22 protein-coding genes are annotated in these 23,464 nt (G+C 65.2%); 7 read left to right on the top strand and 15 right to left on the bottom strand.

From position 1 onward, the window contains the following. Nucleotides 1–627: 627 nt before the first annotated feature. The 5 genes from CIK76_RS11905 to CIK76_RS11925 all read right to left on the bottom strand — a co-directional run bounded on the left by CIK76_RS11905 (nucleotide 628) and on the right by CIK76_RS11925 (nucleotide 5,466). Nucleotides 628–1,254, bottom strand: coding sequence for a hypothetical protein (locus tag CIK76_RS11905; RefSeq protein ID WP_141393544.1), 627 nt, complete (start codon nucleotides 1,252–1,254; stop codon nucleotides 628–630). A 47-nt stretch (nucleotides 1,255–1,301) separates the two neighbouring features. Continuing rightward, nucleotides 1,302–2,474 (bottom strand): ABC transporter permease, encoded by a 1,173-nt coding sequence (locus CIK76_RS11910; protein ID WP_096286726.1) that lies wholly within the window; start codon nucleotides 2,472–2,474, stop codon nucleotides 1,302–1,304. Then, entirely contained in the window at nucleotides 2,471–3,352 is an 882-nt protein-coding gene (locus CIK76_RS11915; RefSeq protein ID WP_096286728.1) for an ATP-binding cassette domain-containing protein, read from the bottom strand. Before CIK76_RS11915 ends, CIK76_RS11910 begins: the two co-directional genes overlap by 4 nt. Before the next feature lie 87 nt (nucleotides 3,353–3,439). Further along, nucleotides 3,440–4,099, bottom strand: coding sequence for a response regulator transcription factor (locus tag CIK76_RS11920; RefSeq protein WP_096286730.1), 660 nt, complete (start codon nucleotides 4,097–4,099; stop codon nucleotides 3,440–3,442). Then, entirely contained in the window at nucleotides 4,096–5,466 is a 1,371-nt protein-coding gene (locus CIK76_RS11925; RefSeq protein WP_176484191.1) for a histidine kinase, read from the bottom strand. The genes CIK76_RS11920 and CIK76_RS11925 overlap by 4 nt, the downstream gene beginning before the upstream one ends. 164 nt (nucleotides 5,467–5,630) lie before the next feature. On the opposite strand from CIK76_RS11925, the gene CIK76_RS11930 reads away from it, so the two are divergent. After that, complete coding sequence (locus CIK76_RS11930) at nucleotides 5,631–6,182, top strand: acyl-CoA thioesterase (protein ID WP_176484192.1); 552 nt, start codon at nucleotides 5,631–5,633, stop codon at nucleotides 6,180–6,182. Here CIK76_RS11930 and CIK76_RS11935 read toward each other — a convergent pair. Both CIK76_RS11935 and CIK76_RS11940 read right to left on the bottom strand, forming a co-directional pair. Beyond that, nucleotides 6,179–6,790 (bottom strand): phosphoribosylanthranilate isomerase, encoded by a 612-nt coding sequence (locus CIK76_RS11935; RefSeq protein ID WP_096286734.1) that lies wholly within the window; start codon nucleotides 6,788–6,790, stop codon nucleotides 6,179–6,181. The two genes, CIK76_RS11930 and CIK76_RS11935, sit on opposite strands and share 4 nt — an antisense overlap. After that, nucleotides 6,787–7,788: a hotdog domain-containing protein gene (locus CIK76_RS11940; RefSeq protein WP_096286736.1), complete on the bottom strand. Its 1,002-nt coding sequence runs from the start codon at nucleotides 7,786–7,788 to the stop codon at nucleotides 6,787–6,789. The genes CIK76_RS11935 and CIK76_RS11940 overlap by 4 nt, the downstream gene beginning before the upstream one ends. A 71-nt stretch (nucleotides 7,789–7,859) precedes the next feature. On the opposite strand from CIK76_RS11940, the gene CIK76_RS11945 reads away from it, so the two are divergent. From CIK76_RS11945 to CIK76_RS11955, 3 genes are read left to right on the top strand one after another with little or no spacing between them, the layout of a single operon-like run. After that, entirely contained in the window at nucleotides 7,860–9,590 is a 1,731-nt protein-coding gene (locus CIK76_RS11945; RefSeq protein WP_096286738.1) for an ATP-binding cassette domain-containing protein, read from the top strand. Continuing rightward, the gene (locus CIK76_RS11950) at nucleotides 9,587–11,356 is read left to right on the top strand and encodes an ABC transporter ATP-binding protein (protein ID WP_096286740.1); all 1,770 of its coding nucleotides are present in this window, start codon (nucleotides 9,587–9,589) and stop codon (nucleotides 11,354–11,356) included. Before CIK76_RS11945 ends, CIK76_RS11950 begins: the two co-directional genes overlap by 4 nt. Nucleotides 11,357–11,395: 39 nt before the next feature. Then, entirely contained in the window at nucleotides 11,396–13,159 is a 1,764-nt protein-coding gene (locus CIK76_RS11955; RefSeq protein ID WP_096286742.1) for an FMN-binding glutamate synthase family protein, read from the top strand. Nucleotides 13,160–13,166: 7 nt separating this feature from the next. Here CIK76_RS11955 and CIK76_RS11960 read toward each other — a convergent pair whose 3' ends face one another. From CIK76_RS11960 to CIK76_RS11975, 4 genes are all read right to left on the bottom strand, one after another. Next, nucleotides 13,167–14,195: an enoyl-CoA hydratase/isomerase family protein gene (locus CIK76_RS11960; RefSeq protein WP_255248448.1), complete on the bottom strand. Its 1,029-nt coding sequence runs from the start codon at nucleotides 14,193–14,195 to the stop codon at nucleotides 13,167–13,169. Between the two features lie 43 nt (nucleotides 14,196–14,238). Continuing rightward, nucleotides 14,239–15,144, bottom strand: a complete 906-nt coding sequence (locus CIK76_RS11965; protein WP_096286746.1) for a LysR family transcriptional regulator — start codon at nucleotides 15,142–15,144, stop codon at nucleotides 14,239–14,241. 46 nt (nucleotides 15,145–15,190) lie between these two features. Then, nucleotides 15,191–15,427 carry a hypothetical protein gene (locus CIK76_RS11970; protein WP_096286748.1) on the bottom strand — a complete coding sequence of 79 codons (237 nt, stop codon included), beginning with the start codon at nucleotides 15,425–15,427 and terminating at the stop codon, nucleotides 15,191–15,193. A 121-nt stretch (nucleotides 15,428–15,548) separates the two neighbouring features. Continuing rightward, nucleotides 15,549–16,025: an Lrp/AsnC family transcriptional regulator gene (locus CIK76_RS11975; RefSeq protein WP_096286750.1), complete on the bottom strand. Its 477-nt coding sequence runs from the start codon at nucleotides 16,023–16,025 to the stop codon at nucleotides 15,549–15,551. Between the two features lie 241 nt (nucleotides 16,026–16,266). Between CIK76_RS11975 and CIK76_RS11980 the strand changes: the two genes are divergently transcribed. Then, on the top strand, nucleotides 16,267–17,517 hold the full coding sequence (locus CIK76_RS11980; RefSeq protein WP_096286752.1) for an MFS transporter: 1,251 nt from the start codon (nucleotides 16,267–16,269) through the stop codon (nucleotides 17,515–17,517). Between the two features lie 185 nt (nucleotides 17,518–17,702). On the opposite strand, the gene CIK76_RS11985 is transcribed toward CIK76_RS11980, so the two are convergent. The 3 genes from CIK76_RS11985 to CIK76_RS11995 all read right to left on the bottom strand — a co-directional run bounded on the left by CIK76_RS11985 (nucleotide 17,703) and on the right by CIK76_RS11995 (nucleotide 20,835). Continuing rightward, nucleotides 17,703–18,695: an LLM class flavin-dependent oxidoreductase gene (locus CIK76_RS11985; protein WP_096286754.1), complete on the bottom strand. Its 993-nt coding sequence runs from the start codon at nucleotides 18,693–18,695 to the stop codon at nucleotides 17,703–17,705. 130 nt (nucleotides 18,696–18,825) lie between these two features. Then, nucleotides 18,826–19,029 (bottom strand): cold-shock protein, encoded by a 204-nt coding sequence (locus CIK76_RS11990; protein ID WP_096286756.1) that lies wholly within the window; start codon nucleotides 19,027–19,029, stop codon nucleotides 18,826–18,828. A 288-nt stretch (nucleotides 19,030–19,317) separates the two neighbouring features. Further along, nucleotides 19,318–20,835, bottom strand: a complete 1,518-nt coding sequence (locus tag CIK76_RS11995; protein WP_096286758.1) for an MFS transporter — start codon at nucleotides 20,833–20,835, stop codon at nucleotides 19,318–19,320. Between the two features lie 137 nt (nucleotides 20,836–20,972). Between CIK76_RS11995 and CIK76_RS12000 the strand changes: the two genes are divergently transcribed. Then, nucleotides 20,973–21,527, top strand: coding sequence for a TetR/AcrR family transcriptional regulator (locus tag CIK76_RS12000; RefSeq protein ID WP_096286760.1), 555 nt, complete (start codon nucleotides 20,973–20,975; stop codon nucleotides 21,525–21,527). 19 nt (nucleotides 21,528–21,546) lie between these two features. Further along, nucleotides 21,547–22,800, top strand: coding sequence for an MFS transporter (locus tag CIK76_RS12005; protein WP_096286762.1), 1,254 nt, complete (start codon nucleotides 21,547–21,549; stop codon nucleotides 22,798–22,800). A 6-nt stretch (nucleotides 22,801–22,806) separates the two neighbouring features. Here the strand turns inward: CIK76_RS12005 and CIK76_RS12010 are convergent, their stop codons facing one another. Beyond that, a complete protein-coding gene (locus CIK76_RS12010; protein ID WP_096286765.1) occupies nucleotides 22,807–23,463 on the bottom strand; it encodes a TRIC cation channel family protein in 657 nt (218 codons plus the stop codon). Nucleotide 23,464: the final 1 nt, after the last annotated feature.

Genomic DNA, 23,464 nt, shown 5'->3' on the forward strand with positions numbered 1-23,464 from the left:
GTGTGCAATGCGCAAGCTGGCGGAGACAGCGTTACCCGGAGCGACTCGGGCGCTGAGTTTATTGATTCCGAAGGCCCCGGGAATGATGGACAGGGCATTGTCGAGCATTGCTCCGCCGATTCCTCGTCCCCATTTATCTGCCGATACTCAGAAGCCGAGCTCCACACAGGCTTCTTGGCGGGTGGAAAACACGATGCCGACGGGCTTCGTTTGCCTCAGTTGCTACGAACCAGCGCGATGCTCCCACAAGGTCCAGCGGTTCTTGTTCAAGGGCTTCGCGAACGCAGGCCGTGATAGTTTGCCGTTCCTACGGTTGCCCATAACCAATAAAGCGGACTGCTCGTTCGTCCGTGGCCATCGTGGCAATGAAGTCTGTGTCTGCATTCGTGAATGGAAGCAGGGTGATTGAGGAAGGAAGCAACATCCCGACCCTTTTGATGTCGAAGAATTAAACTACCCATGGAAACAAGAACTTTCCCAAAACACCAAGCCAGCGCAGAATCTGGTGCTTCTGCGACCAGAGGCGGCAGTACTGTCAGCAGCAATCACAAGACTAGATTAACAACATGATTACCGCTGGATTTGCCCGCGTCAGGGGCTTAGTGCCGCACGCCCGGCAACGGGTAACTAGGATTTTGCCGATTTCTTCTTTGCTTGACGTTCGCCACCGCCGGGGCGCGCGGCCAGCACGTCTGCGGCCACGGAGAGCAGCGCGGGCAGGATGTAGCGGGCGAGCGTGGCGAGCACGAAGAGGGCCAGCGAGCCCTCGGGGGCCTGCGCGGCGGCCAGCGCCAGGAAGCCAAAGCCGAGCCCGCTGGCCAGGCCCACGATCCAGCCGGCGGCACCGCGCGGGCGCAGGATGAACCAGCCGGTGAGGGCCACCAGCGGAAGGATCAGGCCCAAGGTGTGGAAGTAGCCGGTGTAGGCGCCGGTCAGATCGAGCGCGGAGACGAAGAACCAGTCGCCGTATTCCACGCTGCCCAGCACCGGGAGCTTGAGCAGCAGATCGAGCAGGAAGCTAAGCATGATGATTCCGATGCCGAAGATTTTTGCCGCACGGGTGATTGGCAACAACCAAAAAGTGGCTAGTACCAGGCAGCGCAGCACCCAGAGGCTGACTACTACCAAGGCGTTCGAACCTAAGACCAGATGGGTCATGGCTAGCGCGGTGTTGCCGGCCAGTCCGAGGATCACCGCGAACCAGATGAAGATGGACAGGGCTGAAAGCTGCATGCGGGGTTTGTTCTCGGTCACCGAATCAAGTGTAGTCAGCGCGGCTGTGTACTGGCTATATTGGCGGTTTAGAGTTCCAGTTTGAGCGCCTTGCGCAGGGTCAGCGCCCCGCCGGTGTGCATCACCGCACGGCGGTAGATCCGTTCGGCGAACAAGATAGTGAACCAGCAGGTAGCCAGCGTAAGGGCCAGTGAGATGAGCGGTTCAACCAGTGAGACTTCACCGCCGAGCAGGCGGATTGGCATCGCGACGGAGGAAACAATTGGCACATAGGAGGCGATGACCAAAAATCCGTCCTTGGCGTAGATTCCGATGAACAGCACCGCCATCAACACACCGACTACCGGCCCAGAGGATTGTTGGAGGTCTTCGGTACGGCTGGCTAGTGCTCCCAGCGTCGCCCAGATTCCGGCGAGGACCAGGAACCCGACGAGGAAGAAGGCCACAAACCAGCCGGCTACTTGCGAGACGACTCCAAGGAACGGGATCTGAACTGGTGATAGATAGGCGGCGAACAGGCCCACGGAGAGGAAGAGCAGCAGCTGGGCCAGCGCGAGAATCACGTTGCCCAAGATTTTGCCCGCAAGCAGCTGACGCAGATTGATCGCGCCGGCGAGGATCTCCACTACCCGGTTTTGTTTTTCTTCGATCACCGAGTTGGCTATCGGCATGCCGAAGATGAGTGCTGACATATAGAACAAGAAGGAGAAGAGGAACGCCATAGCCTTGATCATGGAGGCACGTTCGGCGTCCCCATGCATTTGGGTGACCGTTAGTGCACCGTCGCCCGGTAGCTGATCTGCGTTCAGCCCGGCCGAAGTGAGCAGTCGCGCGGTCAACACCTTCTCGGTGGCTTCGCGCAGCGCCCCATGGAGTTTGTCCGGGACTTCATCGGATCCGGTGAGCGTAAATTTATTTGCTGGGCCCTGGCTCAGCGTGGCATCAAGCTCCCCAACATCAAGTTGCGCGGTGGCATCATCGGCCGGTAGCTGTTCGACGTTGATTTTCAGCTGGTCTTCGGCGTCCGAGGCCGCTTGGTTGAGGACGGTGAGACTGGCCTGATCGGTGGCCGCCACCGAAAACTGCGTGGTGCGTGTGGCGAGAAATCCGGTAACGGCGATCGAACCGATGATCAGCAACAGCGTGACCAGGGTGGAGATGATGAAGGCCTTGTCGCGCAGCTTCGTTTCGACTTCGCGCAGGGTGACGATCAGCCAGGCGGGGGTGGCAAGGGTGTTCATGCGATGATCTCCCGGTAGATATCCGCCAGCGCGGGGCGGTGCAGGGCGAATTCGGTGACCGTGCCGCGGGAGAGCGCGTGGGCCAGCACGCGTTGCGCGTCGCCTGGCGTGCCGAAGCTGACCAGGGCGTGCTGCCCGGAGAGGTCGATCACCTCGACCCCCGGCTCGGTGCGCAGCCAGCCGGCGTCGGCGCCCAGGGCCAGGCGGTGCCTGCTGGCTTGGGCGGTGCGCAGCTCGCTGGCCGGGGCGTTGGCCAGGATCTTGCCCTCCTGGATGATGACCAGGTGGTCCACCAGGGTATCGAGCAGATCCAGCTGGTGCGAGGAGAAGAGCACCGGGACGCCGCGGGCCGCGTAGTCGCGCAGGATGGAGCTCATCGCGTCCACCGCCAACGGGTCCAGCCCGCTGAAGGGTTCGTCGAGCACCAGCACGTCGGGTTCGTGCAGCAGCGCGGCGGCCACCTGCACGCGCTGCTGGTTGCCCAGCGAAAGGGCCTCCAGCCTGGATTTGGCCCGGTCCGCCAGGCCGAAGCGGGCCAGCAGGTCCATCGCGCGGGTGCGTGCGGTGCCGCGGGCCAACCCGTGGAGCTGACCGAGGTAGATCAGCTGGTCGATCACCGGCTGCTTGGGATACAGCCCGCGTTCCTCCGGCATGTAGCCGAAGTTGGGGCGGGTGGGCGCGTCCAGGGCGGCCCCGTCCAGGGTGAGCCGGCCGCCGTGGGCGTTGAGCAGTCCCATGATGATGCGCATGGTGGTGGTCTTCCCGGCGCCGTTGGCACCGACGAAGCCGGTCAGCGCCCCGCGCGGCACGGTGAAGCTCACCTCGTCCAGGACCTTGGTTCCGGCAAAGGACCGGGTGATCTGCTGAAGTTCGAGCATGCTCGGTCTTTCTGGCTTGGGAATCTCTTCGCTTGCCTTCCAGCTTAGGAAGGCCGGGGCGGATCCGCCTGATGCTTGGGGATGAAACTATTGGATGAGCCCGGCGCGGTGGGCGTAGAGGGCCGCCTGGACGCGGTCGCGCAGGTGGAGCTTGGCCAAGAGATTCGACAGGTGGGTTTTCACCGTCGCCTCGGACAGGGCCAGCAGGGCGGCGATCTCCTGGTTGTTCTTGCCGCTGGCCAGCGCGGTGAGCACCTGGCGTTCGCGGGCGGTCAGCGCGTGCAGCGCCGCGCTCTCTGCGCCCGGTGCCGAGGTGCCGGGGCGCGCGCTGGTCTTGCGGGCGATGAGCTTGAGCGTGGCCTCCGGGGAGAGCAGCGCGTATCCGGCGTGGATCTGGTGGACCGCGTTGAGCAGCAATTCCGGTTCGGCGTTTTTCAGCAGGAAGCCGCTGGCCCCGGCATCGAGCGCGTCGAAGAGGTAGTCCTCGCGGTCGAAGGTGGTCAGCACGATGATCTTGGTGTCCACGGTGCCCGCGAGCCGCGCGGTGGCCGCGATGCCGTCCAATGCGGGCATCTGGATGTCCATCAGCGCGACATCCGGGGTGCGGGTGCTGATCAGCTCCACGGCTTCGGCGCCGTTGGCGGCGGTGCCGATGACCAGCAGCTGCGGATCGGTTTCCAGGATGAGCTTCAGCGAGGAGCGGATCAGTGGCTGGTCATCGCAGATCACGACGGTAATTTGGCTCATGGGCTTAGCCTAGTTCCCTTCGGGGGATCCGGGCAGGCGCAGCCGGGCGCGGGTGCGCCAGCCGCGCGGGGTGCGCGGGCCGATCTCCACCAGCCCGTGATGCAGCGCGGCGCGTTCGCGGATGCCGCGCAGCCCGAAGCCGCTGCCGGCGCTGTCCGGGCGGGGGCTCCCTCGTCGGTGACTTCCACCTCCACCCAGGATCCCTGCGCGTCGGTTCCGGAGCGCAGCGCGAGCGTGGCGGCGCGGGCGGTGGAGTGGCGCCGCACATTGGCCAGCGCCTCCCCGCAGATGCGGTAGAGGGCCAGCGAGAGGCCGGGGGCCAAGGAGGCGAAGAAGCCCGGGGCGTGCTCGTCCTCGGAGAGCTGCACGTGCAGCCCGTGCGCGGCGTTCTGCTCTAGCAGCCCGGGCAGCGCCGCCAGCGAGGGCTCCGGGGCGCGGGCGGCGGAATTGCCGGTCTCGGGATCCTGCGGGGACTGCTCGCGCAGCACGCCGAGTAGCGAACGGGTTTCGGCCACCGCGCTGCGTGCTGAGGACTCGATGCCGCGCATCAGTTCGATGGCCTGGGCCGGATCGCGGTCCTGGACCAGCCGGGCGGCGGAGGCCTGGACTCCGACGGAGGCGATGTGGTGGGCGATGACGTCGTGCAGCTCGCGGGCAATGCGCAGGCGTTCGGCGTTGACCGCGCGCGCCGCGAGCTCTTCGGCCTGCGCGGCGATGCGCGCGGCCTGGACGAGCACCAGGGATTTGGCGTAGGAATTCGACCAGCTGGTCAGCCCCAGGAAGATCGCCCCGCCGAAGAAGAGCACGTTGATCAGGAAGCTGTACAGCGGCAAGGCCAGCTCTTCGGGGATCGAGCCCATCGGGTTTTCGACCAGCAGCTGGTTCGCGGCCGAATACAGGTCGCTGGTGAAGAAGGAGAGGACCAGCCACACCGCCATGCTCAGCAGCACCAGGGCCATCGCGGTCCACAGCCCGCGGCGGTTGCGGGCCCAAGCCACGGCCGTGTACAGGCCCAGGAAGTAGGCCAGCTGGGCGCAGAACTGCATGACGACGGTGGCCGTGGCGGGGGAGCTGCCGATCAGGAAGGCGGCCGAAGAGATGAGCATCATCGTGATCGGCCAGCGGCGGCGGAACATCAGCGGCAGGATCAGGGCCGCAAGCAGGGCGAAGGCCAGCGGGCGCTCGGCGCTCTTGCCCGTCTCGGTCAGCGAGAGCACCAGTTCCAGCATGAGCAGCGCCAGCAGGTAGAAGCCCAGCGCCACCGCGATATCGCGGCGCAACGCGGTTGCCGACGGTGCCGCGCGTTCCCAGTCGGCCGGCGGCAGCGAGGGGACCTGGCGGTGCAGCAGCTGCGAAAGGCGGTGCATAGTTCTTCCTGTTCGGTGCATTCGTTGCGGATGCGAGGGCTCTTCCGCACTGGACTTTACCCGCCGACCGGGCCCGGGTGAATGCGCCTTGGGGATTACGCCATTTGTCGCGGTGGGCGGCGGCGGGCTTGGCCACATAAGTTACTAAGCGGTAATGTGATCTCATGCACATGATTTTTCGCATCCTGCTGATGCTGCTCCAAGGCAAAAAAGCCCCGAGACTGTCCATGCTCGACTCCGGAACCCTTAGGATGCGCGCGACGCTGACCGATATCGACTTCGCCGGGCATATCAACAACGGCATGTACTTCTCGATCTTCGATCTGGGCCGCTTCGATCTGATGTTCCGCTCCGGGGCCTGGAAGGTGATCCGCGAGCACAAATGGAGCCCGGTGGTGCAGGCCGAAACCATGACCTTCCGGAAGTCGGTGAAGCTCGGGGTGAAATTCACCCAGGAGACCCGGGTGCTGGGCATGGATGAGCGCTGCATCTACTTCGAGCAGCGCATCGTGGTGGACGGCGAGATCTACGCCCGCGGCTACATCGCCACGCGCATGACCTCGAAAAACGGGCCGGTGCCCAATGAGCAGATCCTTGCCGCGCTCGGGCTGCACATGCCCGAAGACCGGGTCCTGCCCGAATGGGTCGCCCGCTGGCGCGAAGAAACTGCCCTGCCTTCGGCGCGCAAGCCCGCCGTCCACAGCTGGATCCGCTAGACCGGACGGCGCGCGGCGTCCAGGAACCGGGCGATCAGCTCCGGGTCCTTGACCCCGCGGGCGGACTCGACCCCGGAGGAGACATCCGCGCCGCTGGCCGCGGACTCGGCGAGCGCCGCGGCCACATTCTCCGCGGACAAGCCGCCGGCCACCAGCCAGTTGCGCCCGGCCGCGCGGGTGCGCACCTCTGCGTAGTCCCAGCTTTCTCCGCTGCCCGGAACCGCGGCGTCGATCAGCAAGAAGTCCTCGCCCCAGTCCTCGAACTCTTCTGGCTGCGCGTCCATGCGCACCGCGCGGATCACCCGGAACCCGGCCGCGCGCACCGCTTGCACCTCTGCGCGGCGCCGTTCCCCGTGCAGCTGGATCCAGCCGAGCCCGGCGGCGGAGGTGCGCGCGATGGCCGTTGCGGTGTCCTCATCGCGGAACACCGCCACGGTGGCCACCTCGCCGGGGACCTGCGCGGTGAGCGCGGAGGCCAATTCCGCGGAGACCTGACGCGGGGAGTCGGTCAGCACGAAGCCCAGCGCGTCGGCCCCGTGCTCCAGCGCGACCGCCACATCCTGTGCCGTGGCCAAGCCGCAGATCTTCACAAACGGGAGGGCGCTCATCGGGTAGCCTCCGCGCCGGCCTGCGGGCCGCTCAGATGCGTGGGGGTGTAGCCGCCGGGGGCGTTGGCGCGGATCTCAAGCAGCTCCCGGGCGTGCTCCCAGAGCCGGGAGTCCTCCGCGCTGACCGGCACCCAGGTTTCTACCGGCACCGCCGTGCCGGTGCCGTCGCGGGCGACCAGCACGGTCAGGCAGTAGGTGGTCAGCTCCATCTGCGTGGTTTTCGGATCCCCGGAGCGCACGTGCACCGCGATGTGCATGCCCTTGGAGCCGGTATAGACCAGCCGGGCCTCGACCTCGACCAGATGGCCGATGAGCAGCGGGCGGTAGAAGCGCACGCCGCCGGAGAACACCGCGACGGTCTCCCGCCCGGCGTAGCGGCTGGCGCACAGGGCGGCCGCCTCGTCGATCCACTTCATCACGATGCCCCCGTGCACCTTGCCGCCCCAGTTCACGTCGGTGGGCGCGGCGAGGAAGCGCAGGGTCACCCGCGGCGCGGTGCCGGCGTCGGTATAGGACTGGTCGTTCATCGACTCGACGATGCGTTCGCGGATCTCGATGCGCGCCAAGGCATTCTGCCGCAGCTGCAGCTCGCGCGGGGTGCCCGGGGTGAAGGAGGGGACCGGGGTCGGTTTACCCTTCTCATCTACCGCCACGAAGATCACCAGACAGGTGGAGGAGGTGACCGGGCGCAGTTCGCGCGGATCGGAGAAGGAGACCTCGGTGCGGATATGCATGGAGCTGGTGCCGGTGTAGACCACCGAGGCGGTGACCTCCACCAGGTCCCCGGAGTGGATCGGGTCCGCGAAGTGGATATTTCCCACGTAGGCGGTCACGCAGTAGCTGGCGGACCAGCCCACCGCGGCGGCATAGGCGGCCTTATCCACCCATTCGAGCACCGTGCCGGCGGCCACCGTTCCGGTGATCCCCACATCCGTGGGCGCTGCGAGGAAGCGGAGGGTCACCGAATGCGGCCGGCTGGCCGTTTGCAGAGCAGTCATTTGACTAGTTTCCCCCGCGCGGGCGCCGGTTGCCAACCTATGACGCCGGGCTTTCGACTTAGGATGGAGGGGTGCGTAGGGTCTTTGGAATTTTTTCGGCATCCACCGCGGCGGTGGTCTGCCTCGGGTTGCTCTCGGCCATCGGTGCCATCGGGCTGGCGGTGCTCATCGGGCGCGCCATCGATGCGCTGCGCGCGGATCAGCCCTTGGACGTCGGCTGGTATGTCGCGGTGGGGTACGAACTGCTGGTGGTGGCCGCCGCGGCGCTGCTTACCCCGGTGCTCATCGCCCGCTCGGGGCGCAAGCTCGGCGCGCTGCAGCGCCACCAGCTGGTGCGCCACTATTTGGCCATCGGCCCGTTGGCGGTGCGCCGGCTCGGCGAGGGCGAACTGGTCGATGCGGCCATGGACGCGGTCGATCGTTCGGTGCGCTTCCGCACCGGCTTCATGGGGCCGGCCATCTGCGCGGTGGCCACCCCGGTGCTGGTGCTGCTCGGCATCATGTTTTTCATCGATCCGCTCAGCGCCTTGATTCTGCTGCTGCCCACCATGCTGGTCCCGGTGCTGGTCATCGGCTTCCAAAGGCTTTTCCGCGGTTCTTCGGGCGAGTACCGCCGGGCCCAAGGGCTGCTCTCGGCCACCTTCCTCGACGGGTTGCGGGCGCTGACCATGCTCAAGCTCAACGGCGGGGCATCCTGGATGGGGCAGCGCATCGCGGTGGCCAGCGAAAGGGTGCGCCAACAGGTGATGAAGCTGCTGGCGCGGAACCAGCTGGTGCTGCTGGTGATCGATGCGAGTTTCGCGGTGCTGCTGCTGGCCACCGCCGCGCTGCTTGCCTGGTGGCGGGTGGGCAGCTTGGCGATCACCGCCGGTCAGGGGGCCGCGCTGGTGCTGCTCAGCTTCCTGATGCTCGCCCCGGTGAACTACGTGGGCAGCTTCTTCTACATCGGAATGACCGGCAAGGCGGCCGAGCAGAAAATTGCGAGCATCATGGGCACCGAGCGGCACCGCGCCGCGGCGAATCCGCTGCGCGTAGACCTGCGCGCCGACGCCTTGCAGCTGCTGGATCTTGGGGCCGGATACGAGGGGCACCCCGCGGCGCTGGAGCAGCTGAACTTCAGCTTCCCCGCCGGCTCGAAAACCGCGGTGATCGGGGCCTCGGGCAGCGGTAAAACCACCTTGCTGCGTGTCTTGCAAGGTCAGCTGGAGACCACCGCCGGGATCATCCACGACGGGCACCAGGCCTTGGGCCCGGCCACGCTGCGCTCGAACACGGCGGTGGTGGAACAGGGCACAACGCTCTTCGGGATCAGCCTGCGCGAGAACCTGTTGCTTGCCGCGCCGCAGGCCAGCGACGATAAGCTGCGCGCGATGGTGCGCCGCGCCGGGTTGGCGTCGTGGTTTGCGCAGCAGCAAGCGGGGCTGGACACGATACTTGGTGAAGGCGGGGCAACGCTCTCCGGAGGCCAGGCCCAACGCCTGGCCATCGCCCGCGCGCTGCTGGCCGAGCGGCCCATCCTGCTGCTCGACGAGCCGACCAGCTCGCTGGATGTGCAGACCGAAGCCGAGGTGCTGGACACCCTGCGCGAGGCGGCGGCGGAGCTCACGGTCATCACCGTGACCCACCGCTTGGGGCTGCTCGCCGACTACGACCAGGTGCTGGTATTGGACCGGGGGCGGATCGTGCAAGCCGGGCCCCGGGAGGAACTGCTGGGCGCCGAAGGGTACCTGAAAACGGCGATGGAGAATTTCGGCCAGCGCGTCGCAGCGCTGGGCAGCCAAAGCGGAAACGAGGCGAAATGATGAATCCGCGCATCCAGCAGCCAAGCAGCCTCGCCAGCGCCCGCTGGCTGATCGCCCAGACCCGGGACCTGCTGCCTCCGGTGCTGCTTGCCTGCCTGCTCGCCTGCCTCACCCGGCTGGCCGCACTGAGCATCTATCTCTTTGCCGGGCTGGGGCTGGTGGCGGCCATCGGCCTTCAGCTGCCCGCCGGGCTGCCGCGGCTTCCCTTCGGCCTGCTGGTGGCGGCGATTATCCTCGCCGGGCTGTGCAAGGGAGGGCTGCGCTATGCCGAACAGTATGTGGGGCACAGGCTCGCCTTCCTGGCCCTGGCCAGGCTGCGTTCAACCATGTATGCGGCCTACCAGCGGCAGGCGCCCTTCGCGGCGGCCAGCAAGAATTCCGGGTCCATGCTGGCCAAGGCCACCCGCGATATCGACAAGGTGGAAGTGTTCTTCGCTCATACGCTGCCGCCGGCCGCGGCAGCGCTGCTGGTCAGCGGCACGGTGCTGGGCTGCGTCTACCAGGTCTTCGGCGGCACCGCGACGCTGATCCTCGCCGGAGGCTATCTGCTGGTCGGGCTGCTGCTGCCGCTGCTCGGGGTCGGCGCGCTGCGCCAGGCGGCTGGCAGCGCCGCACAGGTGCGCGGCAATCAGAACCGGATCATCATCGAATCCCTGGCGGGCATCGAGGTGCTGCACGCCTTCGGCGCCGGTGGGCGGATGCTCAAGCGCATGGACGAGGCCGGAGCGGCGGATGCCCGGCAAGCCCACCGGGCCGGCTGGGTGACCGGGCTGCGCGCGGCGCTGAGCCAGATCGTGCTCTGGGGCAGCGCGCTGGCCCTGCTGCTGACCGATTCGGCCCAAGGCCCGGCGGCCACCATCATCCTGGTGGTGATCGCGGTCCCTTCCTTCGAGTCGGTGCGCGCCGTGGACGGGTTCGTGCTGGGGCTGCAGGACTCCCTGGCGAGCGCTCGCCGATTGTTTGCCACCGCCAGCGCGCCACCGGCCGTGGCCGAGCCGGGCGCGGCGGGCGACCTGCCGCATACCGGGACGCTGCGCGTCCAAGACCTCACCGTGCGGCACGCGCAGCGCCAGGCGGTGCAGCAGGTGGACTTCACGGTGGAGGCCGGGGAACTGGTGGCGCTGGTGGGGGCCTCGGGTTCGGGGAAATCCTCCATCGCCGCCGCGCTGGTCCGTGCGCTGCCTGCCGGCGGGAGGCTCAGTTTTGGTGCGGTGGCCCTGGATGCGGTACCACTTGAGCTGCTGCGTGCGCGCATCGTGGTGGTCTCCCAGGAGGCGGTGATGGTCCGCGGCACGGTCCGCGAAAATCTGCTCTTGGGATCCGCCGGAACCACCGACGCCCAGCTTTGGGCGGTACTTCACGAGCTGGGCCTGGGTGAATGGCTGGAGCAGCAGCCACAGGGGTTGGACACCCGGCTGGCGGATCGTTCCACTAGGCTTTCCGGCGGCCAGCGCCAGCGCTTGGCCCTGGCGCGCGCCCTGCTGCGGCACCCGGCGCTGCTGGTTATGGACGAATCGACCAGCGCACTGGATGCCGCGAGCGAAGCGCTGGTGCTGAAGGCGATTAATGAGCGCCGCGGATACGGGATGGGGGTGCTGATGATCAGCCACCGCCTTTCCATCCTGCAGGAGGCCAGCGAGGTGCTGGTGCTGCGCGAGGGGCGGGTCATCGAAACCGGCTCTCCCCAGCACCTGCTGGCCGATGGCACCAGCGAGTTCTACCAGATGGTGCTGCGCGAAAACGATCGGATCAATACCGGGGGCTAATCCCTGACAAGTCCCGGTGCAGGCAGTAGGGTCGAAAACATGATGCGAATAGTAGTGATCCTGTTCCTGTTCGTGCTCGCCGCCGGGTTTGTGCTCACCGCGCTGCTGGCGGGAACTTCCGGCAACTGGGTGTGGTGGATTCTGGTGGCGCTCACCGCGGTGCTGGTGGCCGTGGGGATCCGGGATATGACGCAGAAACGGCATGCGATCCTGCGCAACTTCCCGATTCTGGGACATGCCCGCTACCTGTTCGAATTCATCCGCCCGGAGATCCAGCAGTACTTCATCGAGCGGAACACCGACGGCACGCCGTTTGACCGCGACACCCGCTCGATGATCTACGCCCGGGCCAAGGGCACCGACAGCCACAAGGCCTTCGGCACCGAGCTGAAGGTGAACGAGGTCGGCCACGAATACCTGCTGCATTCAAGCGCCCCGGTGGCTCCGAACAAGGAGCAGCACCGGGTGAACATCGGGTCGAGCCAGTGCGCCCAGCCCTATGAGATGTCGCTGCTGAACATCTCCTCGATGAGTTTCGGCTCGCTCTCGGCCAACGCGGTGCTGGCGATGAACAAGGGCGCGGCGATGGGGGATTTTGTCCACGAGACCGGCGAGGGCGGGCTGACCAAATACCATCTGGAGCACGGTGCGGACCTCTTCTGGGAGATCGGTTCGGGCTATTTCGGCTGCCGCACCCCCGAAGGCCGGTTCAATCCCGAGACCTTTGCGCGCAAGGCCAACCTCCCGCAGGTCAAGGGCATCACCATCAAGATGTCGCAGGGTGCAAAGCCCGGACTCGGCGGGGTGCTTCCGGCGGCGAAGGTGACCGCTGAGATCGCCGAGGCCCGCGAGGTGCCGATGGGCCAGGACTGCATTTCCCCGGCGAGCCACGGCGAATTCTCTACCCCGCGCGAGCTGCTGGCCTTCGTGTCGAAGCTGCGCAAGCTCTCGGGCGGCAAACCGGTGGGAATCAAATTCTGCGTGGGTTCGCGCACCGACGTGATGGCTATCTGCAAGGCCATGATCGAAACCGGCGTGCTGGTTGACTTCATCACCGTGGACGGTGCCGAAGGCGGCACCGGAGCCGCACCCCTGGAGTACGAGGACCATGTGGGAACCCCGCTGACCGAGGGGCTGATGCTGGTCCACAACGTGTTGATGGGCGCCGGGTTGCGCCACGAAATCCGCTTGGCGGCGGCCGGGAAGATCGCCAACGGCTCGGATATCGTCAAGAGAATGATCCAGGGCGCGGACTTCGCCTTTTCCGCCCGGCCGATGATGATGGCCACCGGCTGCATCCAGGCGCAGAAGTGCCATACGAACCACTGCCCGGTTGGCGTAGCGACGCAGAACAAGCGGCTCATGCGCGCCTTGGACGTGGAGGACAAGGGCCACCGGGTGTACAACTACCACCGGCTGACGGTGACCGAGGCGGGACAGATCATGGCGTCCATGGGCCTGCGCGGCCCGGACCAGCTGAACACCCGGATGCTGCGGCGCCGGGTGAATCTCCAGTCGACCCGCTCCTACGCCTCGCTGTTCCACTGGCTGCAGCCCGGCGAGCTGCTGGAGAACCCTCCGGCCTCGTGGCGGGAGGACTGGCAGGAGGCGGACCCGGATCACTTCGGTGAACACGCCCCGGTGCATTTCGGCATCCCGAGCAATGTAGCCTTGGCTCCCGCCCGCCAGCTGCGCGAACCGGTCGAAGCGGTGAAGGCCGCGCGCGTGGAGCCGCGCGATTCGCAGAAGGTCCATCCGGTGCCCAGCGATGTCACCCGGCCCGAGGGCCAGCCCGGGTCCTGAACCGGGGCTATTCGCCCATGAGGTCCAGCAACGCCGCGGCGTCGACCTCGCGCGGTGCTGCTGGCTGCCACCTGGGATTGCGGTCCTTGTCGATGACCTGGGCGCGGATGCCCTCGGCCAGGTCGGGCCGTTGCATCAGGTGTGCTGCCAAGCGCAGCTCCCGGTCCAGCGCGCCGCGCAGGTTCTGCTCGGCGCGGGCCGCACGCACCGAATGGAACGCGGCGGCCACGCTGGTCGGGGAGTTCGCGGATATCGCCTCGGCGGCGCGGCGCGCGCCGGGGTGCACCATGGACTGCAGGCGTTCCAGGACCGCGTCCGGGGACTCGGCGCCGAAGGCGTAATCGATCCAGCCCTGTTCGATTTCCAGCCGGCGGGATTCGGGAACCGAATGGAGCACCTCGAAGGCGGCGGCGATCTCCGCGGCGCCCAGGCCGATCAGGTCATCGAGTTCATCAACTATGGACGCGGCGAGGGATTCGCTAATGACCGCGTCGGCGAAACCCAGGAAGACCGCGTCCGCGCCGCTGAAGGAAGTGGCCGTCATGGCGAAGTACTCGCCGAAATGGCCCGGCGCGTTGGCCAGCAGATGGGTTCCGCCAACATCCGGGGTGTAGCCGATGCGCGCTTCGGGCATCGCCAGCTTCGCGTCGGCGGTGACCAGGCGCACCGGTGCGTGGCTGGCCAGGCCGATGCCGCCGCCCATGGTGATCCCGTGGGCCAAAGTAATCAGCGGCTTGGGGTAGACCGAAATCAAGTGGTCGGTGCGGAACTCCAGGGCGAGCAGTTCCAGGAAGTCCGCGTGCCGGCCACCGGTGAGCGCGGCATGGAAGTCGGCGATATCCCCTCCGGCGCAGAAACCTCGCTCGCCGCGCCCGGTGAGCAGGACGAGCTGGATTTTCGGGTCCTCGGCCCACAGGTGCAGGACCCGGTGCAGCTCCTGGAGCATGGGCAAGGTCAGGGCGTTGAGTTTGCCCGGACGGTGCAGTTCAAGATGACCTACCGGTCCGTGCACTGAGGCTACGACAAGTTCTTCCACGATCGCCCTTTCCGAGGCTGCCTACCGATGACCGCTTTCCAGCCTAGTCGGAAAGGATCTGTGTGAGCCGGTCCAAAACGAGGGCAACCTTGGGCTTCTTCGAATTCTCTGGCTTCAAGGCGAAAATCGAGCGGGCGAGCCGGATTTCCGGTGCGTCGACAATACGCAGGCCGGCGGGGGCCTGGGTCATGGCCAGATCCGGCACCAAGGCGGCGCCGAGGCCCGAGGAGACCAGATTCAGCGAAGCGTTAAAATCGTCGCAGTAGGCCGCAACCTGCGGGTGGATGTTGTACGAGGCGAAGAGCCGGGAGATCAAGGTGGCATCCGAGGTGCCCGGGTGGTGGAAGATCCACGGCCATTCGGCGAGCTGGTCCACGGTCAGCTGGGCGTCGTCTGCGATCGGCCACGAGGCGGGGATGACGACGCGGAACTGGTCATCGCCCAGCCAGGCGCGCTCCAGCGAGGCGGGCCAGCTCAGTCCGCCGGGTCCCACCTGGAAGATGAGCGCGAGGTCCAGGTCCCCGCCGTTGCCCAGGCCGGCGACGGTTTGCTGGGGTTCGCCGATCCACAGGCGCAGATTGATGCCCAGGGAGTTCCAGTCTTCGCTGGTCAGCAGCTTGGGCAGCGCGTAGGTGGCCAGGGACGGGAAGATGCCGAGCTTGATCTCTTCACGGTCTGTGGAATCCGTGGAGATGGTTGCTACGTCGGCCATCAGGGCGTCGAGGTCGGTGAGCACGCGCTTGGCGTGGCGCACCATGCGCAGCGCCCCGGGCGTGGGGGTGATGGAGCGGGCACCACGCAGGAACAACGTGGTTCCGGTGCTGCGTTCTAAGGCGGTCATCTGTTGGGAGACGGCGCTGGCAGTGTAGCCCAGCCGGGTTGCGGCCGTGGCAAAGGAACGATGCGCCACCACTTCGAGCAGGGTGCGCAGATGAACTGGATTGATCACTTCTAAAGTCTAAACGCTGAAGCCTAAGGGCTGCTTAGTCAGTGAGCTAGTCCTCATCTTCGTCGGCGTTGGATTCTTCGGTGAATTCGTTATCCAGCTGCGCCTCGGTTTCCAGATCGTCATCGAGCAGGTAGGCGCGGGTGGCCAACGGGTCGATGTTCCGCATCGTTTCGGGCGAATCGCTGGAGCCCTCATAGGCTTGCGAATCGCGGCCGTCGTCGGGCTCGTAGATGTCGTTCCCGTATTCGGGTGCGAAGTCGGTTGGTTCAAAATCCTTGGTCATCACGTACTCCTCCACAGAATGCGAGGGACCCGACGAGAGCCGGGGCTATCCCTCATGACTTCTCGTAATCACAGCCTAGGCCGGGAAGGCGCACAAGGAAAGACTTGTATTTTCGCGCTGCTCAGTGATTGTGTTCGGCGTAGTGCTCCAGCAGCGGAGCGGCCCGGTAGGCCAGGTGGGTGTGGAGTGCGAAGGTGGTTTCGGACCGGGTGACACCCTTGATCCGCAGGATCTGCCGCAGCCCGGACTGCAACTGGTGGGTATCGGTAGCGATCAGCCGCACCCAGACATCTCCACGGCCGGAGGTTTCGTGGATTTCCAGCACGTTGGGAATCTGCCGCAGCGAGGTCACCACGGTATCGAGGTCGCGGTGCAGCACCTCCAAGGTGACAAAGGCCAGCACGTCGTAGCCGAGCTTGGCCAGGTCGAGGTCGCGGCCGCCTTCGCGCAGCACATCCGCGCGCTGCAGGCGGCGGAGGCGCGACTGGGCGGTGTTGCGGGCCACGCCGACCTCGTCGGCGAGATCCGAGATCTGGATCCGCGGATCGCGGATCAACGCCAAGAGAATTTTCAGATCCACGTCATCCAAACGCACCATTTGCTCACTCCTAGGACCCGCGGGGGCCAAGTTTTTGACTATTTTGCTCAAACTCTAACAACTTTAGAGCCGAAGCGTCCTTCTTTGGCGGATATTTATGAGTGAACGATCTAGATCAGTAGACATTTTCTTACAGATCGCTCAACTAGCCGGTGGGGTAGCGAGCAACCCCACCGCTAAAAACTTTTGAGTGCAACAACCTGGCGACATCCTTTGGACCACCCGCCTTTTGGGAGACCCCATGTCGGTAATCAGCGAACTGCGCATGCAGCCGGCTCGACTCAGGCCGCTGACCTGGAATCCGGGCATCACCACGCGGCTGAGCATCACCGTGCTGGTGAGCTTCACCTTGCTGGTGGGCGCGAATTTGGCGACGCCGCTCTACCCGCAGCTGCAGGCCGACCTCTCCCTGGGCGCCATGGGGACCACCATCGCCTTCGCCAGCTACGTCTGTTCGCTGATGTTCTTCCTGTCCATCGTGGGCCACTGGTCCGATCACATCGGCCGCCGGGCCGCGCTGGTGCTTGCCATCATCATCTCGCTGGTGGGCACGCTGAGCTTCGGTGCTGCCTCAAACCTGTGGGAACTGTGCCTCGGCCGCGGCCTGCAGGGGGCCGGGGTGGCCCTGGCCACCGGGGCCAGCGCCGCGGCGCTGCGCGAGTTGCTGCCGCATAAACCCGAATGGGCCTCGCGCTTCACCCTGCTGGCTTCCTCCGGGGGCGTGGCCTTCGGTCCCTTGCTCGGCGGCGTGCTGGCCTTGCTGCCCGGCGGACGGGCAACGGTGTTCACCGTGCAAGCGGTGCTCTTGCTCGTGACGCTCATTCCACTGGTCGCGCTGAAGGCGCGCCCGGCGATAGCCATGGCCGAGCGCGGGCAACGGCACCGCGCGCTGGCCCCGCGCCGGCTGGGGATCCCGCGCGAGGCGCGCGCCAAATTCTGGATGGGCGCGCTGGTCGGATTCTTGAGCTTTGCCGTGTTCGGTTTCACCTTGTCCTTGGCCCCGGGCTATTTCGCGCAGGTTTTCGAGCTGACCTCGCTGCCGATGATCGGGCTGGTTGCGGGACTTCCCTTGGGAATCTCGGCGCTGTCCCAGGTGGTGATCCGCGGCGGCCAGCGCCTGCTGCCGCTCGGCCTGATGCTGCTGGCCGCCAGCACCATTGGCCTGGTGGTGGCCGCCGAGCTCGGCTCGCTCTGGTTGGCGATGCTGGCGCTGGCGCTGATCGGCCTGGGGCAGGGGATCGCGTTCCGAACCGCGTTCAGCGGCGCGGTGAATGCCGTGGCGGCTTCCTGGCACGCCCAGACCGTGTCGACCATCTACCTGGTGACCTACCTCGGCAGCGCGCTGCCGGTGATCGTCTTGGGCTGGGCGGTGGGGGTCTATGGCCAGGAACTGAGCATTCTGGTCTTCAGCGTGCTCTGCGCGCTGCTGGCGCTGCTGCTCACCGGGTGGTCCGTGGCCTCGTTGGCCAAGGACCGCGCCGCTCGGGCGTAGCCCAGAATCGCTGAGTGCTTCCGCCTTTCCGCCCGGCCACTCGGTCCGCTTGCCCACGTGGGCGTTAAAACACAAACGATCCACCCCGGAATCCTGCCACGCACCGCTATGGTGCGTGGCCGGTTCCTTTCGGGGCGGATCGCTGTGGCGCTAGGGCGGCGACGAGATTGCCGGCCCGGTGCGCATCAGCCCGCGCTAACCAGCTTGCAGGCCTGCGCGGTGAGGTTGACCGAATTCAACCGGTCCTCTTCGAGCAATGGGTGGTGCACGGTGATCAGCTCGTCCGCCTGGGCGGTTTCGGCGAAATCGGCAAGGTACTCGGCCACGTTATCCCCGGTTCCGATGGCGGTGAAGCGCATCATGTCCAGGATCTGCTCGGCCTGCGGGGTATCCATGACCATGTCGAGTTCGGCTTCGGTGAATTCCTTCTTTGCATTGCGGCCCAAGAAGGACGCGACGCGGTGGCGTTCGGAGGCCACCTTGAGCTCGTGGGCGTGCTGCACGCTTTCGGCGGCAATCACCCCGACGCCGGCGATGACATATGGTTCGGCCAGCTGGGCCGAGGGCTTGAACTGCTCGCGGTAGGTCTTAACCGCCTGCTGCAGGGCCGCCGGGGCGAAATGCGAGGCGAAGGAGTAGGGAAGGCCGAGCTGCGCGGCTAGCTGCGCGCCGAAGAGCGAGGAGCCCAGAATGTAGAGCGGAACGTTGGTGCCCGCCCCCGGGATGGCCTGCACCCCGGGAATGCGTGACTCGCCGGCCAGGTAGGCCTGGAGTTCCAGCACATCGTGCGGGAAGGAGTCGGCGGAGGAGGCGTCGCGCCGCAGCGCGCGCAAGGTGGTCATATCGGTGCCCGGGGCGCGTCCCATTCCCAGATCGATCCGATCGCCGAAGATCTCGGCCAGGGTGCCGAATTGCTCGGCAATCACCAGCGGCGAGTGGTTGGGGAGCATAATGCCGCCAGAACCCAAACGGATGCGCTCGGTGTGGTGGGCCACGTGGCTGATCAACAGGGAGGTCGCGCTGGAGGCGATGGTCGGCATGTTGTGGTGCTCAGCGTACCAAACACGTTCATAGCCGGTGCGCTCAGCAAGCTGAGCGAGGCGTACAGATGACTTGAATGAGTCGGAAATGGTGCTATTAGGTGCAACCGGGGCAAGGTCCAGAATCGAAAGCTTCACGTTTGGTACAACCCACCGAGGTGCGGGACTATTCCGTGAAGCCAATTACACGTGAAAACGGCGTCTTCCCGGATGATTCCGGGAAGACGCCGTTGACGCTAATGTCTAGGGGCTATTCGCCTAAGACGCTTTAGAGTCCGCGGATGTCCGCTGCCTGAAGACCCTTAGGGCCCTCAACTACTTCGAACTCAACCTTCTGGCCTTCTTCCAGGGTACGGAAGCCCTGGGTCTGGATGGCGGAGAAGTGAGCAAAGACGTCAGGATCTCCGCTGTCTGGAGCGATGAAGCCGAAGCCTTTTTCAGCATTAAACCACTTGACGATACCGGTTGCCATTATACTATTTGGTCCTTTCAGACGTTCCTCACCGATTTTTTGGTGAGCTTGGTTGTAATCCACGAGAGACGTTGAAACCGAAGTTCCCTCGTCCTACGAAGCAGCCAAGTCATTCACTTCACGTCTAGAAGGGGTTCGCGCCAACCATGCGGATCGACATTCACAAACTTCTAAAGGGTTCTTCGCGAATTACTTTGGAACTACACTGCCTAGCCTACGTCGAGATTCGCAACTTTTGAATAACTTTGACCTAATTAATCTAGATTTTCGGAAAGTGTCCCAAATCGTTTACCGAGTAGCGGGTTTGATGATTCGAGCCACCACGATTGCGGCGACCAGGGCCAGCACCGCTGCGATGCTCGAAGTGATGAGCACCCCGTGGTCAAAAGCGTGGGCGGCGGAGGCCAAAAGCGCCTGCGCCTGATCGGCGGGCAGCCCCTGCGCAATCTGATGCGCACCGCTCAGGGTCTCCCCGGCCGCTTGGGTCGCCGCGGCGTCGAGCGCCTCCGGAACCTTGAGCTGCGCGGCATAGACGGTATTCAAAATTGTGCCGAGCACGGCCACCCCGAGCACCGCCCCGACCTCATAGGCGGTTTCCGAGATTGCCGAGGCCGCCCCCGACTTCGAGGCGGGCACCGCGGTGAGCACCATGTCATTGGACAGGGTCTCGGACATGCCCACACCGATTCCCAGGACGCAGAAGGCCGCCATGAGCCAGAAGACATCTCCGGAGGAACCGGCGAAAACGACCACCGCGTAGGCCGCGGCCGAAAGCATCAGGCCGCCGACCATGATGGCCGGTGCGCCGAAGCGCGCGGCCAGTGGGACCGAAACGAGGCCGAAGACCATCGTCAAGACCAGGCCCGGGGTCATCAGCAGACCGGCATCGAGCGGGCTGTATCCGGCGATGAGCTGCAGATGCTGGGAAACGAAGTAGATGAAGCCCACCAGCGAGAAGACGCCGATCAGGTTCACCGTCAGCGCTCCGGAGAACGCGGCATTGGAAAACAGGCGCACGTCGATCATCGGATTGGCGGCGGCCAGCTGGCGGCGTACGAAGCCCACCCCGCTGGCAACGGAGAGCGCTACGGCGCCAATGACCACGTACAGCGGCTCGGAGGTGAAGGACTTGATCGCGTAGACGAAGGGCAGCAAGGTGAAGATGACCAGGACGATGGACAGCGGATCGACTCGCCCGGGATTCGGGTCCTTGGATTCGGGCAACAGCAGCAGGCCGCCGATGAGCAGCGGCAGCAGCATCGGAACTGCCAGCAGGAAGACCGAACCCCACCAGAAGTGCTCCAGAAGGAGCCCGCCGATGATGGGGCCGAGGACCGCTCCGCCGGAGAATGCGCTGGCCCAGATGGCTACCGCGGTCCGGCGTTCTTTGGCGTCGGGGAAGATATTGCGGATCAAGGAGAGCGTGGCCGGCATCAGCATGGCGCCGAAAATACCGAGCAGGGCGCGGGCGAGCACCAGCTGGAAAGCGTCGGTGGCGAAGGCCGCCAACGCGGAGATCAGCGCGAATCCCGTGGCACCGATCAGCAGCACCTTGCGTCGGCCAATCCGGTCACCCAGGAAGCCCATGGGGACCAGCAGTCCCGCGAGGATCAGTGGGTAGATGTCGATGATCCATAACAGTTGCGTACCGCTAGGCGATAGCGCACCCGAGATGGCGGGAACCGCGAATGACAGCACCGTATTGTCCACGGAGACGAGTAGTACCGGGAAAAGCAGTACGGTCAGAGCGGCCCAGCGGCGCGAACGACTCAGCGTGGAGGCGCGTTCGGTAATCTGTGAGCTCATGGGATTGGCCTTTGAAATTAGTGCGTAGGAAATTGGGGTGTGGTTTCACCCTCAAGAGTAACTATACCGTCCGGTTGGTATAGTTACCATCGAATGTAAGGTTAAATCCGTCACCGTCTAAAATCCTAAGGAGATTCATGGCCCGTCCACCTGCGGCACGCACGAAGGTACTGGATGCTTATATCTCGCTGCTCTGCGAAGAAGGGGAACGCGCGGCAACCCTCGAAGCCGCCGCGACACGAGCAGGAGTTTCAAAAGGCGGACTGCTTTACCACTTTGCCTCGAAGGAAGCGCTCGCCGCCGGGGTGATCGAGTCCACCGAGGAGCACGTCCAACTGGATCTCGATCGGATGCACGAGGCCGCAGAGGGCGCCTCGGTTTATTACGTGCAGACCTCGGCGGAAGTCGACACCGAATTGGACCGCCATCTGGTCGCGGTGCAGCGCCTGGCGCAGGCCGGAGTCGGCAGCGCCGCGGCGATGCTCGAGGACGTGCACGCCCGGTGGCTGCAGCTAATCCTCGACGAAGTGGGGGACCCGGCGATCGCGCATCTGGTCATCCTGATTGGCGAGGGGCTCTATGCGCATCTGGCCATGCCCGGCTCCTGGTATCAAAGCAATTTTGAGGGTCGGCTCAAAGAATTACTAGAATTGGTCCCGCAACTCAAAAAGTTGAAAGAACTCAACGAATAATTCTGCAGGGATGTGTCACATGGCCGAAGACGGCACAAGGAACCGGCTCAAAGGCCGTATCGGGGCGCTGCTTGGCATCTTGCTGATGGCCCTGTCGCTGCGCGCGGCGGTAGTGTCCGTGCCGCCGCTGCTGGCCCGCATCCAAGAAGATATCGAGTTCACCGAATTCACCACCGGGCTGCTGGCCATGCTGGCACCGATCTCATTCGCCGTCTTCGGGCTGTTGACCCCGCGGCTGATTCGGCTCTGGGGCCTGGAGCGTACGCTGGTCATCGCGGTCGCGCTGGCCGTGGCCGGACAGCTGGCACGGCCATTGATGCCCAATGTCTATCCCTTCCTGGCCTTGTCCATTGTCACCCTGGCCGGTTACGGCATGGGCAACGTGGTGCTGCCGCCGTTGGTGAAAAAATACTTCCCGGACCGCATCGGCGTTGTCACCAGCGGATACGTCACGATGATCGCCATCGGCACCTGGCTGGCGCCGCAATTCTCGGTTCCCTTCGCCAATGTCGGCAGCTGGCAGACCTCGATCGGCTCGTGGGCCCTGTTGTCCGGGATCGTGCTGATCCCCTGGATGATGCAGCTGTTTGCGGACCGCCGCGTGGAGCGCCCGGAGGCGGCATTGCCGGCGGCCGGGGGACACGAGATCGCGCGGATCAACCCGTGGAAGTCCAAGGTCGCCTGGGGGCTGGCCATCTTCCTTGCCGGCAACTCAGCGCAGACCTATGTGTACTTCACCTGGCTGCCGCCGTACCTGTACGCCCAGGGCCTGGACGAGGCGGCCAGCGGAAATATGCTCGCGCTCTTCGCGATCCTCGGATTGCCGGTGGCACTGTTGGTCCCGCTGTGGGTTCCGCGCTTGAAGAACCCGATCATCGCGGTGGGCGTGTTCACCGCCTGCTGGATTACCGGCCACCTCGGAATCTATCTTTCCCCGACCCAGGGAACCTGGTTCTGGGTGTCGATGGCGGGCCTGGGCCAGGGCACATTCGCCATTGCGCTGTTGATGATGAACCTGCGCTCGCGCACCACCTACGGTTCGGGCGTGCTTTCGGGCTTTGCCCAGGGCCTGGGCTATGCCGGCGCCGCCATCGTTCCGATGCTCTTTGGCGTCGTGCAGCAGGCCAGCGGATCCTGGGGCGTGGCCTTCTCGATGCTCGGGGTGTGCATCGTGGTGATGCTGCTCGGAGCGGTGATCATCAATCCATCGCGCACCATCGAGGACAGCGCGCCGGGTGCCGAAAACGAGGGCAAGCTCGAACGCGTGGACTAGGCGGAACTAGAAATGCCGTTGCGGTCCGTTCTCCGGTGGGGATCCCGGGGTAGGCCGGTGCCAGTGTCCGGCCGCCAGCGGGATGCGCCAGCCGAACTTCAGCGAGGCCAGCCGCGTGGCAAAGGTCAGCGCCGCGATGCCCACGCCGACCATGGGGTTGAAGAGCTCAAAGCTCCAGCACACCGCGGTGAGGATGCCGCCGATCATCGCCGGGATCGCATAGATGTCCCGCGGGTTGAACAAATCAGGGGTGACATTGGAAATGACATCACGCATCAGCCCGCCGCCCACCCCGGTAATCATCCCTAGCAGCACCGCGGTGACCGGATTAAAATCGTGCTGCAGGGCCTTGAGTGTGCCGGTCATGCAGAACAAGCCCAGTCCCGCGGCATCGAAGACCAGCACCAGGCGGTGAAGTTTTTGGATGGCGGGAGTAAAGCCATAAACGAGCAACGCGGCCAGCACCGGCGGCAGGAAATAAATGGGATGCCCGAAGGTGGCCGGGGACTCGTTCAGGATCAGGTCGCGCACCACGCCGCCGCCCAGGCCGGTGACGCCGCCGAGGAATACCGAACCGAGCATGTCAAAACCGCGGCGCGCGGCCATCAACGAGCCGGCGACGGCGAAAAAGAAAATGCCAACGAGTTCGATGACAATGAGCATG

It is taken from the genome of Glutamicibacter sp. BW80 (assembly GCF_002332385.1).
In the GTDB taxonomy this organism is placed as follows: domain Bacteria; phylum Actinomycetota; class Actinomycetes; order Actinomycetales; family Micrococcaceae; genus Glutamicibacter.

Bases quoted from the DNA above. Each gene is read 5' to 3' on its own strand.
- CIK76_RS11980 (WP_096286752.1), top strand. From the start codon at position 16,267: ATGTCGGTAATCAGCGAACTGCGCATGCAGCCGGCTCGACTCAGGCCG.
- CIK76_RS11930 (WP_176484192.1), top strand. From the start codon at position 5,631: ATGCACATGATTTTTCGCATCCTGCTGATGCTGCTCCAAGGCAAAAAA.
- CIK76_RS11940 (WP_096286736.1), bottom strand. From the start codon at position 7,788: ATGACTGCTCTGCAAACGGCCAGCCGGCCGCATTCGGTGACCCTCCGC.
- CIK76_RS12000 (WP_096286760.1), top strand. From the start codon at position 20,973: ATGGCCCGTCCACCTGCGGCACGCACGAAGGTACTGGATGCTTATATC.
- CIK76_RS11995 (WP_096286758.1), bottom strand. From the start codon at position 20,835: ATGAGCTCACAGATTACCGAACGCGCCTCCACGCTGAGTCGTTCGCGC.
- CIK76_RS11935 (WP_096286734.1), bottom strand. From the start codon at position 6,790: ATGAGCGCCCTCCCGTTTGTGAAGATCTGCGGCTTGGCCACGGCACAG.
- CIK76_RS11950 (WP_096286740.1), top strand. From the start codon at position 9,587: ATGATGAATCCGCGCATCCAGCAGCCAAGCAGCCTCGCCAGCGCCCGC.
- CIK76_RS11915 (WP_096286728.1), bottom strand. From the start codon at position 3,352: ATGCTCGAACTTCAGCAGATCACCCGGTCCTTTGCCGGAACCAAGGTC.
- CIK76_RS11925 (WP_176484191.1), bottom strand. From the start codon at position 5,466: ATGCACCGCCTTTCGCAGCTGCTGCACCGCCAGGTCCCCTCGCTGCCG.
- CIK76_RS11920 (WP_096286730.1), bottom strand. From the start codon at position 4,099: ATGAGCCAAATTACCGTCGTGATCTGCGATGACCAGCCACTGATCCGC.
- CIK76_RS12005 (WP_096286762.1), top strand. From the start codon at position 21,547: ATGGCCGAAGACGGCACAAGGAACCGGCTCAAAGGCCGTATCGGGGCG.
- CIK76_RS11975 (WP_096286750.1), bottom strand. From the start codon at position 16,025: ATGGTGCGTTTGGATGACGTGGATCTGAAAATTCTCTTGGCGTTGATC.
- CIK76_RS11955 (WP_096286742.1), top strand. From the start codon at position 11,396: ATGATGCGAATAGTAGTGATCCTGTTCCTGTTCGTGCTCGCCGCCGGG.
- CIK76_RS11990 (WP_096286756.1), bottom strand. From the start codon at position 19,029: ATGGCAACCGGTATCGTCAAGTGGTTTAATGCTGAAAAAGGCTTCGGC.
- CIK76_RS11910 (WP_096286726.1), bottom strand. From the start codon at position 2,474: ATGAACACCCTTGCCACCCCCGCCTGGCTGATCGTCACCCTGCGCGAA.
- CIK76_RS12010 (WP_096286765.1), bottom strand. From the start codon at position 23,463: ATGCTCATTGTCATCGAACTCGTTGGCATTTTCTTTTTCGCCGTCGCC.
- CIK76_RS11970 (WP_096286748.1), bottom strand. From the start codon at position 15,427: ATGACCAAGGATTTTGAACCAACCGACTTCGCACCCGAATACGGGAAC.